This window comes from Duganella qianjiadongensis (assembly GCF_009857915.1).
Classification (GTDB): domain Bacteria; phylum Pseudomonadota; class Gammaproteobacteria; order Burkholderiales; family Burkholderiaceae_D; genus Rugamonas; species Rugamonas qianjiadongensis.
On the sequence record NZ_WWCM01000002.1, the window covers coordinates 534,342 to 547,742 of the forward strand.

The following is a 13,401-nucleotide window of genomic DNA, read 5'->3' on the forward strand; positions in this document are numbered from 1 at the left end:
CAGCGCTGCCAGCAGGGCAGGCTCAGACGCTGGCAGCCAGTTGCGGCAGTGCGCCCGCTTTCAGGCGGCTGGCAAAGCCCGGCAATTCATCGGCCGGTATCGGCAGCGAGATGTGATAGCCCTGCAGATGATGGCAGCCAAGCTGGCGCAATATGCTGGCCTGCCCTGCCGTCTCCACGCCTTCCGCCACCAGTTGCAGGCCCAGGCTCTGGCCCATGGCAATAATCGCATGCACCAGATTATTGCTGCGCTCACTGTGCTCGATATCCATCACGAAGGCACGGTCTATCTTCAGCGTATTCAGATGGAAGCGGGTCAGGTAGCTGAGCGAGGAATAGCCGGTACCGAAATCGTCCAGCGAGATGCCCACACCCATGCCGCGCAGCTGCGCCAGCACGCTCTGTACCTGACTGCCGTTATCGATCAGCACCCGCTCCGTCAGTTCCAGCTCCAGCTGGCGCGGCGCCAGCCCGTTGCGTTCCAGTGCCTGCTGCACCAGCCCGACAAAAGCCGGATCAGCTAGCTGCCAGGCCGAGACATTGATGCTGACCGTGAGCTCGCCCAGCGCGCCGGTTTTCCACACGCCGAGCTGGCGGCAGGCTTCGTTCAGCACCCAGCTGCCGATTTCCACGATCATGCCGCTATCTTCCGCTACCGGAATAAAGCGGTCGGGCGCCACATTGCCCAGCGTGGCGCTATGCCAGCGCAGCAGCGCCTCCACCTTGGTCATGGCACCGCTGGCCGCACTGGTAATGGCCTGGTACACGAGACGGAATTCCTGCCCCGCGATGGCGCCGCGCAGCGCACCGTCGATCACCAGCGCATCCTTGGCCGCCGCATTCATGGCGTCATTAAAGAAACGCAGCTCGCCGCGTCCGCTCTTCTTGGCCACATACATGGCGATATCGGCATGGCGGATCAGCGTGGCGCCATCCAGACCATGCTGCGGATAGCAGGCCACGCCGACGCTGGCCGACACGCCGATCACATGGTGGGTCACGGTAAAGCTGCTCTCCATGGCAGCGATAATCTGTTCGGCGCAGGCGCGCGCGCGCTGCTCGGCGCTGCCCGCCGCCAGCTCCGGCAGCACCACGATGAATTCGTCGCCGCCGAAACGGGCCAGCACATCCTGCGGCCCCAGCACGGAATGCAGGCGGCGCGCGAACTGGCGCAGCAGCTCATCGCCCACGGCATGACCGAAGGAGTCGTTGACGCGCTTGAACTTGTCCAGATCGATGAACAGCACGGCGCACTCGCAGGCCGCGCTGCAGGCCAGCGTGACCTCTTCGCGCAGCCGGTTGGTAATGGCGTGGCGGTTGAAATAGCCGGTCACCGGATCGATGTTGGCGGCCTGACGCAACAGATCATCCTTGCGGGTGCGTTCGCTGATATCGAGCAGCTGCACCAGACAGTAAAGGCGGCCGCGCTCTTCATACGGCGATGCCAGCAATTCCACCGGCAGCCGCGTGCCATTGTGCAGCTGGAACATGGCCGTCTCCACCAGCGGATAGACGGCATCGGGCGCCATGAAGCGCTGGAAGTATAGGTCGGCCATCTGCGGTGTCAGTCCCGGCAGCAGATCGCTCACATGCCTGCCCACCAGATCAGCCGGACCGGCAAAGCCGAGCAGGCGCGCGCAGCGCTCATTGGCCACCTGCACATAGCCGCGCCGGTCGCGAATCAGGAAGCCGTTACTGAGGCTGTCGATGGTGCGCGCATAGCGCTGCTGGATTTCCTGCTGCACGGCGTAGATCAGCCCCAGCATGCTCAATGTCTTGAGCACCGTGGTGCCGACAAACCAGAACAGATACAGCTCGGGCCCCAGCGTGACGGCACTGAGCATATTGAAAATCCCGCGCAGCAGCAGCGTCATGCCGAGGAACTGGTAGCGGTTCTTGTTGCGGATCAGGCGCTGGCCGCACCACACCATCACCACGCCGAGGATGGCGGCGCTGCCCGGCGCCAGCAGCGCCGGCGTGGCATCCCACACCCGATAGCAGACCAGGGTAATGGCCAGCGCCACCGGCAATATCCAGCGCTGCTGCGCACGGTGCAGTTCACCGAGGAAGAATTTGGTGCCGCTCCAGTAGCCCGCCATGCCGGCCGCCAGCATGGCCGCGCAGAGGGGAATGCGCCACTGTTCGGACAGATAGCGGCCGCCGATAAACCACAGCACGATGCCGCTCATGACGGACAGCTGGCCCAGCCCCCAGTACAGCGCATGCTTTTCCTTGCGCTGCATCAGCCATAGAAAAATCAGCAATGTGCTCAGAATGGCATCGGCCGCAAAGGCCGCGGCGATGGCGGATAGGTGGCTGTAACTACCGAGATCGGTGCTCATAAATGGGGCCCTGCGGTCCAGCGTCTCAATGATAGGAATAATTATTCAGACCATTGTATGCCCAAGCTCCCGCGCCGCGATACGGCAGAGCACGTCTAGCGCCGATTTCTGTTGCCGATTAACACAGACGCTGTCACAGGAACAAGGAAATTGCCAGACTCCACATCACCAGCGCAATCACCGCATCGAGGATCTGCCATGCACGCGGGCGGGCAAAGACGGGCGTCAGATAGCGCGCCCCGAAGCCCAGACTGGTGAACCACAGCAGCGAAGCGAGCATGGCGCCCGCCGCAAAATACCAGCGCCCCATGCCGGCCTGCTGGCCGCCGATGGAACCGAGCAGCACCACCGTATCCAGATACACATGGGGATTGAGCAGGCTGAAGGCCAGCATGGCCGCCACCACCGTACGCCGTTCGCTGGCGCCGCTATTGGCCTGGGCCTGCATGCTGCCCGGCTGCAGGGCGGAACGGGCAGCGCGCCAGCCATACCAGCCCAGAAAGGCGGCACCGGCCAGTTTGATCAGCCACAGTAGCGACGGCGCCTGCGTCATCAGTTCGCCCATCCCGGCCACCCCGGCGCCGATCAGCAGCACATCGCACAGCACGCAGATGGCTACGCACACCAGCACGAACTCGCGCTTGAGGGCCTGCCGCAGCAGATAGGCGTTCTGCGAACCGATGGCCACGATCAGGCTGCCGCCCAGCCCCATCCCCTTGAAAAAAGCTGCTGCCAGCATGCTGTCCCCCTGATTGAAAACGCCAGCTTAGCGGGACGGCGGAGATAAGTATAATTAATAAAAATCACCAAATATTAGGAAAACTAATGAAGCAGGTCGATTATCGGGGTCTGGCCGCGCTCGATGCCATCATCGAATACGGCAATTTCGACAAGGCCGCTGCCGCGCTGGCCATTACCCAGTCCGCCGTGTCGCAGCGCCTGCGCATGCTCGAACACAGCGCAGGCGAACTGCTGATCGTGCGCAGCCAGCCACCGGTACCGACCGCAGCCGGCCAGCGCCTGATCGCCCACTACCGTCAGGTGCGGCTGCTGGAAGCGGCACTGCTGCAGGCCGCGCCGGGCGGCGCACCGACGGTGGAAATCGCCATCGCCGTGAATGCCGACAGTGCCGCCACATGGCTGCAGGAAGCCATCACCCCGCTGATGCTGCGCGGCGACTGCATGCTGCATATCCGTATGGACGATCAGGACCACACGCTGAGCATGCTGCGCGAAGGCCGGGTATATGGCTGCGTCACCAGCGAATCGGCGCAGGTGGCGGGCACCTCCTCCACCCCGCTGGGGCGGATGCGCTATCTGTGCGTGGCCAGCCCCGCCTATGCGCAGCGCTGGTTCCCGCAAGGGATGACGGCGCAGGCCGTGCAGACCGCTCCCGTGCTGATTTTCGACCGCAAGGATGCGCTGCAGCAGCGCTACATCGCCCAGTACACCGGCTATACGGGCAGTTTTCCGCACCATGCCTACGCCAGCTCGGACGGCTTCCTGCGCTTTGTGGCGGCCGGTTTCGGCTACGGCATGCTGCCGGTGCTGCAATGCGCAGCAGGCTTACGGGATGGCACGCTGATCGATCTGACGCCGGGCCACTATCTCGATGTGCCCCTGATCTGGCACCGCTGGGATATCGATACGCCCTACACGCGCCAGCTATCGGCGCGCATCATCGCAACGGCGCAGCGCTGGCTGCTGCAGGAAGCGGCCCCGCACTAGCGCGCGGCCAGTTCGGCCCGGGCGCGCGCTTCCCATTCGGCCGGATCAGCGCCGTAGCTGAGCGGCGCTGCTGCGCTGCCATCCCAGTCGCCATAACGCTGGTACAGATTCACGCTGGTCCATGCCAGCGTACCGGCAGGGAAATGCTGCAGGATGCGGAACGCCGGATGCTGCAGCGGATAAGTGGTGGTCGATACCAGCGCCCCCGGCTGCAGCTCGCTGGCCAGTTTTTGCGCCAGCGCCGGCATCAGCGGGCCGAAGCAGGTACTGTAGAGGAACACCAGCGTGGCCGCGCTGACATCGACCTTGAACATATCGGCCTCGATAAACGCCAGCCGCTGCGGCAGGTCGCGCAGATGCGCCAGCGTCATACTGGCACCGGACGGCAGCAGCAAGGTCTGCTCGTGCTGCAGCGGTGGCGGCAGCTGGGCCAGCTGCTGCCCGTTCAGCGCCAGCATGTGCTGGCAGCGCTGCAAGGCCAGCTGATGGCGATACGCCATCAGCTCCACCCCCACACAGCGCCGGAACGGCAAACTCAGCGCGGCCGTCATCACCACCTTACCCAGACCGCTGCCCAGATCGACCATCAGGCCGCCGGGCGCCACAAACGGCGCGATGGCCGCAAAATAGCGCTCCAGTTCATCCTGCTGCAGTTCGCCGTAGATCAGGCCGGCATCCTGCACCAGCCAGTCATGAATTTCCGTATCGCTGATCTGCTGCAAAGGGCGGAAATGCGGCAAGGCCGGGCTACGCGGCAGCATGCTGTGCGGCTGCAGCCCGGCCGGCAGCGTGCCGACGATCACGCTGGCATGGGGGCGCAGGCGCTGCAGCAGATAGTCGTGCTGCAGGCGGTCCTCCAGACAGGCACGCAAGGCGTAGCCGGTTTCGATATATGCGAGAAAGGGCGCATCAGGCGCCAGCAGCAGGGGCGGACGCTGGTGCTGCTCGCCGCCCTGTATGGCGGCGTACAACGGTGCCAGCAGCTGCGTCGCCAGCATATCAGCGCAGGCTGGCCAGCATAGCCTGCACCTCGTCGTGTGCAGCCTGCCAGCCCACTTCCTGCAGGCGCGGCGCGCAATGGGCGCAGCCCTCGAACGGATTGCACAGGTGCTGCAGATCGATAAAGTGCTTGCCCGCTACCGGCTTGCCGGCATAGCTATCCACCGTCACGGGGTGGGAACGGGGCGTGACGGCCGCAATGGCCGGTACAAAATCGGCGCCGCCGGGCGGCAGCCAGCGGGCGAATGGCTCGGTGGCCTTTCCGTCCGGTACATACCACGACTTGCGCTCGCCATTCCAGCGTGCACCGAGCGCTTTGGCTTCATCCTTTTCCGCAAACGGAACTTTTAAAAACATCATGACGACAACTCCTCTTTACTCCGCCATTTTACTCTGCCTGCGCCCGCCGCTGCGGCAAACTGCCCCAGCCCCGTTATCTCCGTAATCGCCGTCATCCACGCTACAATAGCGGCTTGCAAGCAAACGCGCCGCAGGGCCAGCCTGTCCCCGAACACCATGTCTATTATCGAACCGATCACCCTCACCGTCGCCGAACTGGCCGCCCGCTGGCAGCAGAGCGAAGCGGCTATTCTCGCTAGCGGCCTGCCCATGTATTTCTACTTCGACGGACTGGTATTCGAATTCGGCGACAAATGGCACCGCCATCATGGCGAGCTGCAGGAAGCGCGCAACCTCGAAGCGCAACAGGCGCGCCAGAGCACCGTCGATCTCGACATCCAGCGGCAGAATCTGCACCGGCGCGGCCTGCTCAAGCTGACCCAGTGGGAAGCCCCGCTGGACGACGACGCGCTGGCCGCGCTGTATGCCGAGCAGGAGCACTTGATACAGGACATCAAACGCCTGCAGACGCTGCTCAAGGCGCGCAACGAAGAGCGCCAGCGCTTTGTGCGCAATGGCCTGCTGCGTGCCGCGCCGCGCACACTGCGCGAGATTGCCGCCCATGGCCACAGCAGCTTCCCCAACTTTGCCTTCATGCCGGCCAGTACCAGTATCGGCGCCGACGAAAAGATCAGCGCCGGCGCCGTGGTCGCGCTGGAGGACGGCTTCCCCGCCAAGACCCGCCTGAGCGCGGCCGATCTGGTGCTCTCCATGCACGACGTGCGCGGCAAGGAATAGTCGCCGCGCTGCTGCACTGGCCCGGTGTGGCGAGCTTGTGCTAGGCTAGCCCGACATTTTTTGCCGTCATCGATGATCGGGGACTACGCCATGCCAGTTTCACGTCTGCACCAGTATGCGATTGCCGCCAGCGTTGCACTGGCCATACTCGGCTCCACGCTGGGCGGCGCGACCATCTGGTTGCACTACTTTGCCAAGCCGCTGGCCACCTTGCTGATCGCCGCGCTGGTCTGGCGCCAGCACGCCCCCCGGCATGAAGCTTATCGCCGCGCGCTGCTGGCAGGGCTGGCTTTTTCGTGGCTGGGCGATGTGCTGCTCATGCTGCCCAGAGAGGTGCTGGCGGCGGGCTTCGAACTGGGCCTCGCGGCCTTCCTGCTGGCCCACCTGTGCTACCTGCGCGCGCTCACGCGCGATGCGCGCTGGGCCCGTCCGCTCTGGCCTTTGCTGCTACTGCTGCTGGTGGGTTGCCTCAACCTGGCCGTGCTCTGGCCCGGCATAGGCGCCGCGCTGCGGCCCCCCGTGCTGGCGTATATGCTGTGTCTCGTTGCCATGAGTGCCCAGGCCATCGCCCGTGCCCGCAGTCTGGCCACGCCGGCCAGCACTAGCGCAGCAGCGGGAGGCCTGCTATTCCTCAGTTCCGACACGCTGCTGGCCTATAACAAATTCCACGCGCCGCTACCCGCTTCCGCCCTGCTGGTGCTAGGCACCTATTATGCAGCGCTATATCTGCTGGCACGCTCGCTGCCCGTCGCGGTAACCGCCTCGCCAGCCGGCCTGACATCCAGCAGCAGCACGTAACGGCGCAGCAGCCAGACACTGCGCTCGAACAGGCCGGTCGCCGAGAACACTGCCTGCTGCACCTCGGCGGCCACCCCGCCGCCCTGCAGGCGGCGGCGTATCGCATCCATCAGTTCCGAGCGGTCGTGGGTCAGCATGCGCAGCATTTCCAGATCGGCTGCCGCCGGTGCTGCCGCCACTTCGGCCAGCGTTTCCAGCATCATGTGCAGGCTTTCCACCATACTGTCGATCAGGCCGCGCACCTCGCCCATGCGGGCCGGATCGCCGATAGTCTTGTCGAGTTCCGCCAGCGCCTCCTGCAGATTGCCCAGCAGCTGGTTGCGGTCGCGCAGCACGATGGTCTGCTCCAGCACTTCGCGGCTATGGTTGCGGTCCGCCAGTTCGGTCAGGAATACGGCACACTCGCGCAGCACGCCGCCTTCCGCCGCCAGCAGTATATGCGCGGCCGGGCTGGTGCTCGACACCTCCTCGCGCACCGCATCGAGATAGGCCGGCAGGCTGGCCAGCAGACGCTGCTGCTCGCGCTCCACCAGCAGCAGCGCAGTCTCCGGTTCCACCAGCGCTTCATCATTGATGTAGTGCGGCCGCCCCAGCGTTTCCTCCACCGACGGTGGCGCCAGCCGCTCGAGCAGCTGCAGCACAGGCGCGCGCAAGGCGCGCATGGCCAGATCGGAAGCAATCTGCAGCAGAATATAGATGGCCGCCAGCTGACCGGAAGGCCCCAGCCCCAGTTGCAGCATGGCGTGCTCCGCCAGCCCCTGCCCCGATAGCCAGTCCGCCGTCAGCAGGGCCAGCATCACGCCCACGCCGCTGGCCTTGAGCGCCACCTGATACAGCACCAGCTGGCGCGCACTGCCGGTCAGCTTGCCCGTCATCGATAGCGTGGCAAGACCGGAGCCCAGCCCCGCTCCCAGCACGATCATGGCGCCGCTACCGAATGGCAGCAGGCCCGCCGCCGCCATCGCCATCGCCACCACCGTCACCGTGGGCGACGACTGCACCAGCGCCGCGATGGCCGTGCCGATGGCGAAGCTCAGCAAAGGATAATGGCCGGCCACCTGCATGGCATCCTTCAGCCAGGCCGTGTGTTTGAGGATGGCCGAGCCGGATTTGATGAAGTCGATGCCGAGGAATAGCAGCCCCAGTCCCAGCAAAGCACCGATGGCATGGCGGTAGCGCGCCGACTGGTCCAGATTCAGGTAGTAGGTGGTGCCGGTAATCCCGATCAGCAGCAGGATCAGCCAGTGCATATTCAGCGTGGCCATCAGAATCAGCACCGAGGTGCCCAGATTGGCCCAGCTGATCACGGGGAAGGCGCGGCGCTTGTCGATCGCGCCGGCGCTTACCAGCGCCACCATCACGAAAGTCACCGCGTTCAGGCTCTGGATGATGGCGCCTGCGAGCAGGCCCAGTAGCGCCACTGAACCATTGCCGGACACCACGCGGGTGATCAGCACGCGCATGCGCCGTCCGATCAGCTGCTTGACGTTGTTACTGAGCAGACGGATGCCGATGAAAAACAGCCCCAGTCCGGCGAATACGCTGGCAAAAATATCCATGCTGGCTAGCCCGGTTAGGCGTAGTGTCAGGCGCTGACGCGCAGCTGCTGCAGCGCGCCGGCAGCGTCGTCGGCCACATCGAGTATGCGCAGGAAGCCGCTGATTTCGAACACGTCGCGCACCTGCTGCTGCAAGCTGCACAGCACCAGCGCGCCCTGACTCTGCTTGGCGCGCTTGGCTGCCATCAGCACCACCCGCAGGCCGGCGCTGGAAATGTAGTCGAGCGCGCTGAAGTCCAGTAGCACGCGGCTGGCGGGCAGCGTGAACAGATCCTGCAGCGGTTTTTCGAAGCCGCTGGCCGTCGCGCTATCGAGCCGGCCGCTCAGGCGGACGGCGGCTGCGCCTTCGAGTTGGGATAATTCGTATTGGAAGCTCATGATAGGTCCTCGGCAGGTAGTCGGTTCGGGGGAGTTCTGGGGGCGCTTCAGGTGCGCAGGGTTTTCAGCAGTACGATCAGATTGCCGCTGCCGTCGAAGTAGGCGCGCGCATCATCCATCAGGGTCTTCACCAGATGCACGCCCAGACCGCCGATCGGACGGGCATCCAGATCGCCATCCAGATCGGGTGCCGGCGCTTCGGCAAACGGATCGAACGGCGGTGCATCATCTTTCAGGATGATCTCCAGCCATTCATCGGAAATGCTCATGCGTACATGGATCACCCGGTCCGGCGCACTTTCGAGGCCATACTGTATGGTGTTGGTGACCAGTTCTTCCAGACAGAGATTGGCGGCAAACGCCAGGTCGCTGCGCTCCGGCAGCGCCGTATTCACCGCCTCGGCCAGCTGGGCGATTTCGTCCACCCGCGACGGCAGGTCATATTCCAGCAGCAGGCGTTTGTTATGCAGGACGATAGGTGTTGTATCCATCAGGGGGACTCCCGGTTTTCGTCTGAGCACCAGACAGGTCAGATCATCGGACGCTTCCGCGCCATTCACGAAACAGGCTACATCGCGCACCAGACTGGCTACCGTGGCGGCGGCACTGCTTTCATTGCTGCTGCCGAACCACTGCAGCAGGCGGTCATCGCCATAGGCTTCGCCCGCTGCAGAGAAGGCTTCCGTCACGCCGTCGGTGTACAGCAGCAGCGCTTCACCGGCCGCCAGCGTGGCATGCTGGTCGGTGTACGCCAGTGCCGGCATCCAGCCCAGCGCTACATCCATCATGCAGGGCAAGGCGGTCACTGTGCCATCGGCAGAACGCCGCAGCGGCGGCGGATGGCCCGCGCTGGCATACACCAGCGACCCATCCTGCGGGTTGTAGATGGCGTAGCAGGCCGTCACGAACAGTTCCATGGGGTTGCGTTCGCACAGCAGGTCATTGGCGGCGGCCAGCACCCTGGCCGGGGCGTCACCAGTCATCGCCAGATCAAGCAGCACCGTGCGCGAGACCGCCATGAAGAAGGCCGCCCCCACGCCCTTGCCCGAGACGTCGGCCACCAGCACACCGCAGCGGCCGTCCGCCAGCGGGAAGCAGTCATAGAAATCGCCGCCCAGTTCGCGCGCCGGATACATGGCCGCATGCACCGCCCAGTCATCCTCGGCCGGGAAGTGCTGCGGCAGTATGGCCAGCTGCATGGCACGCGCCAGATCAAGTTCTTCCTGCACCCGTTCACCGGCAGCACGCAGCGCCTCGTTCTTCTCCGCCAGTTCCCAGGTACGCGCTGCTACCTGCTCTTCCAGTTCGCGTTCGCGTGATTCGTTCTGCTCGCGCACCACTTCCAGCAGGCCGGCAAACTCGCTGGCCACCGTGTTGAAGTTATTCGCCACCAGCACCAGCTCGTCGCGCGTATCGATATGGATGCGGGTATCGAGCCGGCCCGCGCAGAACGACTGCGTGCCTTCCGACAGGCTGCGCAGCGAACGCAGGGTGGACAGGTAAATACCGGCGAACAGATAGGCGATGGCTGCGATCACGGCCACCAGTATCAGCGCGACGATGATCTGCGACTGCTGCAGGCGGGCGATGCGCGCTGCCAGAAATTCGTCGGCATCGCCTGCGGTGGCTTCCAGCAGCTCGCGCGCGGCCTGCAGATTGTCGGTGGCCAGTGCGCGCAGTTCGTTGACGCTGGCGGGCGCATCCAGCGTTTTGTCGGCCGCATCCTGCTGGCGCGCGATATTGGCCAGGAACTGGCTCAGCGGCTGCTGCAGCCGCTGAGCCGGACCGTGCAACGCCGCCAGCTGCGACAGGCCGGCCTTGAGATTGGCTACGGATTCGCTCAGCACCACTTGCGCGCCCAGCGCATACGAGGCCATATCGTCCGAGCTGAAGGTGAGCGCATCCTGCTGGCGCGCCAGCGTTTCCGCTACCAGCGGCAGGCGGTTGGCCAGCATGTCGAAGGTGGCATCGAGCTCGCCATCGACATTGAGCCGGTGGCTGCGCGCATCTTCGCGCATCAGTCCCAGCACCGCATTGATGCTGCCCGTCAGCGCCACAAAACGCTGGCGCCGGTCCCCCGACTGGGCAATGCTCTGTACCTGCAGCCAGCTGCTGCGCACGCGCGCCGCTGCCTCCTGTGCAGCGCCGCGGTATTCGGCGAGCATCAAGCGGGCCATGCTGCTGTCCAGCGCCTGCCAGTCGGGCCGGTCCAGCGGTGCCAGCACCGCGGCGCTGCGCGCGTTCACCAGCGCATACAGCACTTGCGCCTGCGCCCGATAGGCTACCAGGCCTTCGCGCTCGCTGCGCGCCAGCTCGATATCGCTGCCCACTTTGCGCAGCAACGGTGTGCACAATAAGGCCAGCGCCAGCAGCACCACCGCACCGATCAGCGCGTACTTGCGCTTGAAGCTCAGGCGGCTGGACAGCCAGACGGTGGGAGCCAGAAAATGACTCAGCATGGTGCGGCGCAATCAGGGTGTCGTTTCAAGGACCACTTTCAGCGGCGGCGCCACCTGCTTTTTGTTGATGTAGCCAATCGCGCCCGGCGTGGCCTGTACCAGCTTGCTCACTTCCTCGGCGCTATCGGCCTGCTTGGGCGGAAAGCCCATACCGGTAAAGCTCTGGCGCGCCCAGTAGGCTCGCACCTGGCCGGGGCTGCGTCCGGTCACCTTGCTATAGAACTCGGCGCGCAGCGGCGCACCTTCGCGGATATCGATAGGCTGCACCGGTTTGCCATCAGGCCAGGTCTGTACCTGCTTGAGGAACATCTGGGTGGCCTGATCGGAATTGATCTTTTCCACGGCAGTGTCGCGGTTGACCACCACCACGACCTGCGCCTGGGCCCAGCTGCAGGCCAGCAGCAGGCAGCTGATCAGAGAGTACTGTGCTATGCGCATGATGCGACCTTCAGAAAACGAAATCGAGCGACACAGTGAACAGGTTCACGGCCGGACGGATAGGCAGGTGGGACACGGCAAAGTAGCCGGGGGCATAAGCGCCGGGTGTCTTCAGATGGTCATACTGGAGTTTCAGCGCCATATTGCCGCGGAAGTCGTAGCGCACGCCGGCACTGATGGAGCGGGTGGAGAGATCGGCATAGCGCGCTGCCTGATCCAGCCCGCCCTTGAGTTGCGCCAGTGCGCCATCGAGCGCAGGATCGAGCCCGGTGGGTGCCAGCGCCGAGGTATCGAGCGCCGCACTGGCGCGGCGCTGGCGTGCCAGCGATACATACGGTGTAATCTCGTCGAAGCTGCGCGCCAGCGTGAACTGGTAGCCGTGGTATTTGCCCACCATGGCGGAGCGCGAATCGAGCCGCGTGGCTTCGCCCAGCAGGCGCCAGTCGCCGGCATTGGCGTCGAAGCCCACACTGGTGTATAGCGGACGGCTATCGAACGGAGCGGCCAGCGCGCGTATGCCCTGCGCCTTGGCCTGCAAGCCGGCGCCTAGCCCAGCCGGCAGGAAGGGATAGTCCGCAGCAGCCTGCAGCGCGCCGGCAAACTGCGCGGTCGCACCGTTAATCTGGCTGACCTGCGGCGAGCGCATGGTGTAGCTGCCGATCAGGCTGTGCGAAGCGCGCAGGATCAGATTCGGCAAAGTGGCGCTCACGGCCAGCCCGCGGATGTGGCGCAGACTGGCATCGGCCGCCTGCACGGGAGCGAGATTGTAGAAGCGGTGATGGTAATCGGACTGGCCGTAATAGGCCTGCGCCAGCACGGCGGTATCGCCGAAATTGTGGCGCCACTGCAGATCGGCGCCATCCAGCGAAGCCACGCTGTTGACGGTGCCGTACAGCGGCAGCGCAGGACGGGCCATCAGATAGGCATAGCCGATTTCCACTACATCCGAATCGAAGTACAGCGGGCTGCGGATACGCCCCCCGCGTACGGCAAAGTCGTTGCTGATCTGCTGGCGCAGATAGGCCATGCGCAGCGCCGGCGACAGATCGTCGCCCGCCCGTGCTACGCCCTGCAGCACGAAGGCGGTATTCTCGCCGGCCTGCCATTCCAGCTGCAGCCCCAGTACGGAATCCAGATTGGCCGACCAGCCCTGTCCGGCAGGCCGCTTCTGCGCGCTGGAGAATATCGCACCGGCATCGTGGTTGTCATTGTGGGTAAAACCCAGTGTGCCGAAACCGGATAGGCGCAGCGCTGGTGCATCAGCTTCGTCAGCGCGGGCAGTGGCCAGCGCACCGGCCAGCAGCAAGGCCAGCGCCAGCGACTGGCGGCGTGTAGGAGTCAGGAAAAAAGTGGTCATCGCGCTTGCAGTCGGTGGTGGTTCCATGCGGGCCGCGCCGGCAACACGCACGCACCCGCCCTCAACGCAGTCCGCCGGGGCACTGCGTCACTTGATGATAAAATATCCTAATTGCATTAAATATAATTTTGATCGTAACAAGCCAGCGTAAACTGGACGTAAACTGAACGCTAGCTGAACGTTAGCTGCGGCCCACGCTGCCACCTGG

12 protein-coding genes are annotated in these 13,401 nt (G+C 64.5%); 3 read left to right on the top strand and 9 right to left on the bottom strand.

Features of this window, described 5'->3' with window-relative positions; all coding sequences use genetic code 11:
- Positions 1 to 22: 22 nt before the first annotated feature.
- On the bottom strand, positions 23 to 2,341 hold the full coding sequence (locus GTP27_RS05195) for a putative bifunctional diguanylate cyclase/phosphodiesterase (protein ID WP_229633396.1): 2,319 nt from the start codon (positions 2,339 to 2,341) through the stop codon (positions 23 to 25).
- Positions 2,342 to 2,474: 133 nt separating this feature from the next.
- Complete coding sequence (locus tag GTP27_RS05200) at positions 2,475 to 3,080, bottom strand: LysE/ArgO family amino acid transporter (protein ID WP_161038092.1); 606 nt, start codon at positions 3,078 to 3,080, stop codon at positions 2,475 to 2,477.
- Positions 3,081 to 3,166: 86 nt separating this feature from the next.
- Between GTP27_RS05200 and GTP27_RS05205 the strand changes: the two genes are divergently transcribed.
- Positions 3,167 to 4,069: a LysR family transcriptional regulator ArgP gene (locus GTP27_RS05205; protein WP_161038093.1), complete on the top strand. Its 903-nt coding sequence runs from the start codon at positions 3,167 to 3,169 to the stop codon at positions 4,067 to 4,069.
- Here the strand turns inward: GTP27_RS05205 and GTP27_RS05210 are convergent.
- Positions 4,066 to 5,067 (bottom strand): class I SAM-dependent methyltransferase, encoded by a 1,002-nt coding sequence (locus tag GTP27_RS05210; protein ID WP_161038094.1) that lies wholly within the window; start codon positions 5,065 to 5,067, stop codon positions 4,066 to 4,068. The genes GTP27_RS05205 and GTP27_RS05210 overlap by 4 nt on opposite strands.
- 1 nt (position 5,068) lies before the next feature.
- Positions 5,069 to 5,428, bottom strand: coding sequence for a DUF5710 domain-containing protein (locus tag GTP27_RS05215; RefSeq protein ID WP_161038095.1), 360 nt, complete (start codon positions 5,426 to 5,428; stop codon positions 5,069 to 5,071).
- A 156-nt stretch (positions 5,429 to 5,584) separates the two neighbouring features.
- Here GTP27_RS05215 and GTP27_RS05220 point away from each other — a divergent pair, with 156 nt between their 5' ends.
- Positions 5,585 to 6,205, top strand: coding sequence for a hypothetical protein (locus tag GTP27_RS05220; protein WP_161038096.1), 621 nt, complete (start codon positions 5,585 to 5,587; stop codon positions 6,203 to 6,205).
- Between the two features lie 90 nt (positions 6,206 to 6,295).
- Positions 6,296 to 7,003 carry a lysoplasmalogenase gene (locus GTP27_RS05225; RefSeq protein ID WP_161038097.1) on the top strand — a complete coding sequence of 236 codons (708 nt, stop codon included), beginning with the start codon at positions 6,296 to 6,298 and terminating at the stop codon, positions 7,001 to 7,003.
- Here the strand turns inward: GTP27_RS05225 and GTP27_RS05230 are convergent.
- The 5 genes from GTP27_RS05230 to GTP27_RS05250 are packed head-to-tail and all read right to left on the bottom strand — an operon-like array spanning position 6,916 to position 13,193.
- A complete protein-coding gene (locus GTP27_RS05230) occupies positions 6,916 to 8,562 on the bottom strand; it encodes a Na/Pi symporter (protein ID WP_161038098.1) in 1,647 nt (548 codons plus the stop codon). The two genes, GTP27_RS05225 and GTP27_RS05230, sit on opposite strands and share 88 nt — an antisense overlap.
- 26 nt (positions 8,563 to 8,588) lie before the next feature.
- The gene (locus GTP27_RS05235; protein WP_161038099.1) at positions 8,589 to 8,939 is read right to left on the bottom strand and encodes an STAS domain-containing protein; all 351 of its coding nucleotides are present in this window, start codon (positions 8,937 to 8,939) and stop codon (positions 8,589 to 8,591) included.
- A 47-nt stretch (positions 8,940 to 8,986) separates the two neighbouring features.
- Positions 8,987 to 11,398, bottom strand: coding sequence for an ATP-binding SpoIIE family protein phosphatase (locus tag GTP27_RS05240; protein WP_161038100.1), 2,412 nt, complete (start codon positions 11,396 to 11,398; stop codon positions 8,987 to 8,989).
- A gap of 12 nt (positions 11,399 to 11,410) precedes the next feature.
- Positions 11,411 to 11,836 (bottom strand): phosphate ABC transporter substrate-binding protein, encoded by a 426-nt coding sequence (locus GTP27_RS05245; protein ID WP_161038101.1) that lies wholly within the window; start codon positions 11,834 to 11,836, stop codon positions 11,411 to 11,413.
- Positions 11,837 to 11,846: 10 nt separating this feature from the next.
- A complete protein-coding gene (locus tag GTP27_RS05250) occupies positions 11,847 to 13,193 on the bottom strand; it encodes a hypothetical protein (protein ID WP_161038102.1) in 1,347 nt (448 codons plus the stop codon).
- Between the last annotated feature and the right edge of the window lie 208 nt (positions 13,194 to 13,401).

Coding starts and splice junctions, on each gene's coding strand:
- GTP27_RS05195 (WP_229633396.1), bottom strand. CDS start 2,341: ATGAGCACCGATCTCGGTAGTTACAGCCACCTATCCGCCATCGCCGCG.
- GTP27_RS05200 (WP_161038092.1), bottom strand. CDS start 3,080: ATGCTGGCAGCAGCTTTTTTCAAGGGGATGGGGCTGGGCGGCAGCCTG.
- GTP27_RS05205 (WP_161038093.1), top strand. CDS start 3,167: ATGAAGCAGGTCGATTATCGGGGTCTGGCCGCGCTCGATGCCATCATC.
- GTP27_RS05210 (WP_161038094.1), bottom strand. CDS start 5,067: ATGCTGGCGACGCAGCTGCTGGCACCGTTGTACGCCGCCATACAGGGC.
- GTP27_RS05215 (WP_161038095.1), bottom strand. CDS start 5,428: ATGATGTTTTTAAAAGTTCCGTTTGCGGAAAAGGATGAAGCCAAAGCG.
- GTP27_RS05220 (WP_161038096.1), top strand. CDS start 5,585: ATGTCTATTATCGAACCGATCACCCTCACCGTCGCCGAACTGGCCGCC.
- GTP27_RS05225 (WP_161038097.1), top strand. CDS start 6,296: ATGCCAGTTTCACGTCTGCACCAGTATGCGATTGCCGCCAGCGTTGCA.
- GTP27_RS05230 (WP_161038098.1), bottom strand. CDS start 8,562: ATGGATATTTTTGCCAGCGTATTCGCCGGACTGGGGCTGTTTTTCATC.
- GTP27_RS05235 (WP_161038099.1), bottom strand. CDS start 8,939: ATGAGCTTCCAATACGAATTATCCCAACTCGAAGGCGCAGCCGCCGTC.
- GTP27_RS05240 (WP_161038100.1), bottom strand. CDS start 11,398: ATGCTGAGTCATTTTCTGGCTCCCACCGTCTGGCTGTCCAGCCGCCTG.
- GTP27_RS05245 (WP_161038101.1), bottom strand. CDS start 11,836: ATGCGCATAGCACAGTACTCTCTGATCAGCTGCCTGCTGCTGGCCTGC.
- GTP27_RS05250 (WP_161038102.1), bottom strand. CDS start 13,193: ATGACCACTTTTTTCCTGACTCCTACACGCCGCCAGTCGCTGGCGCTG.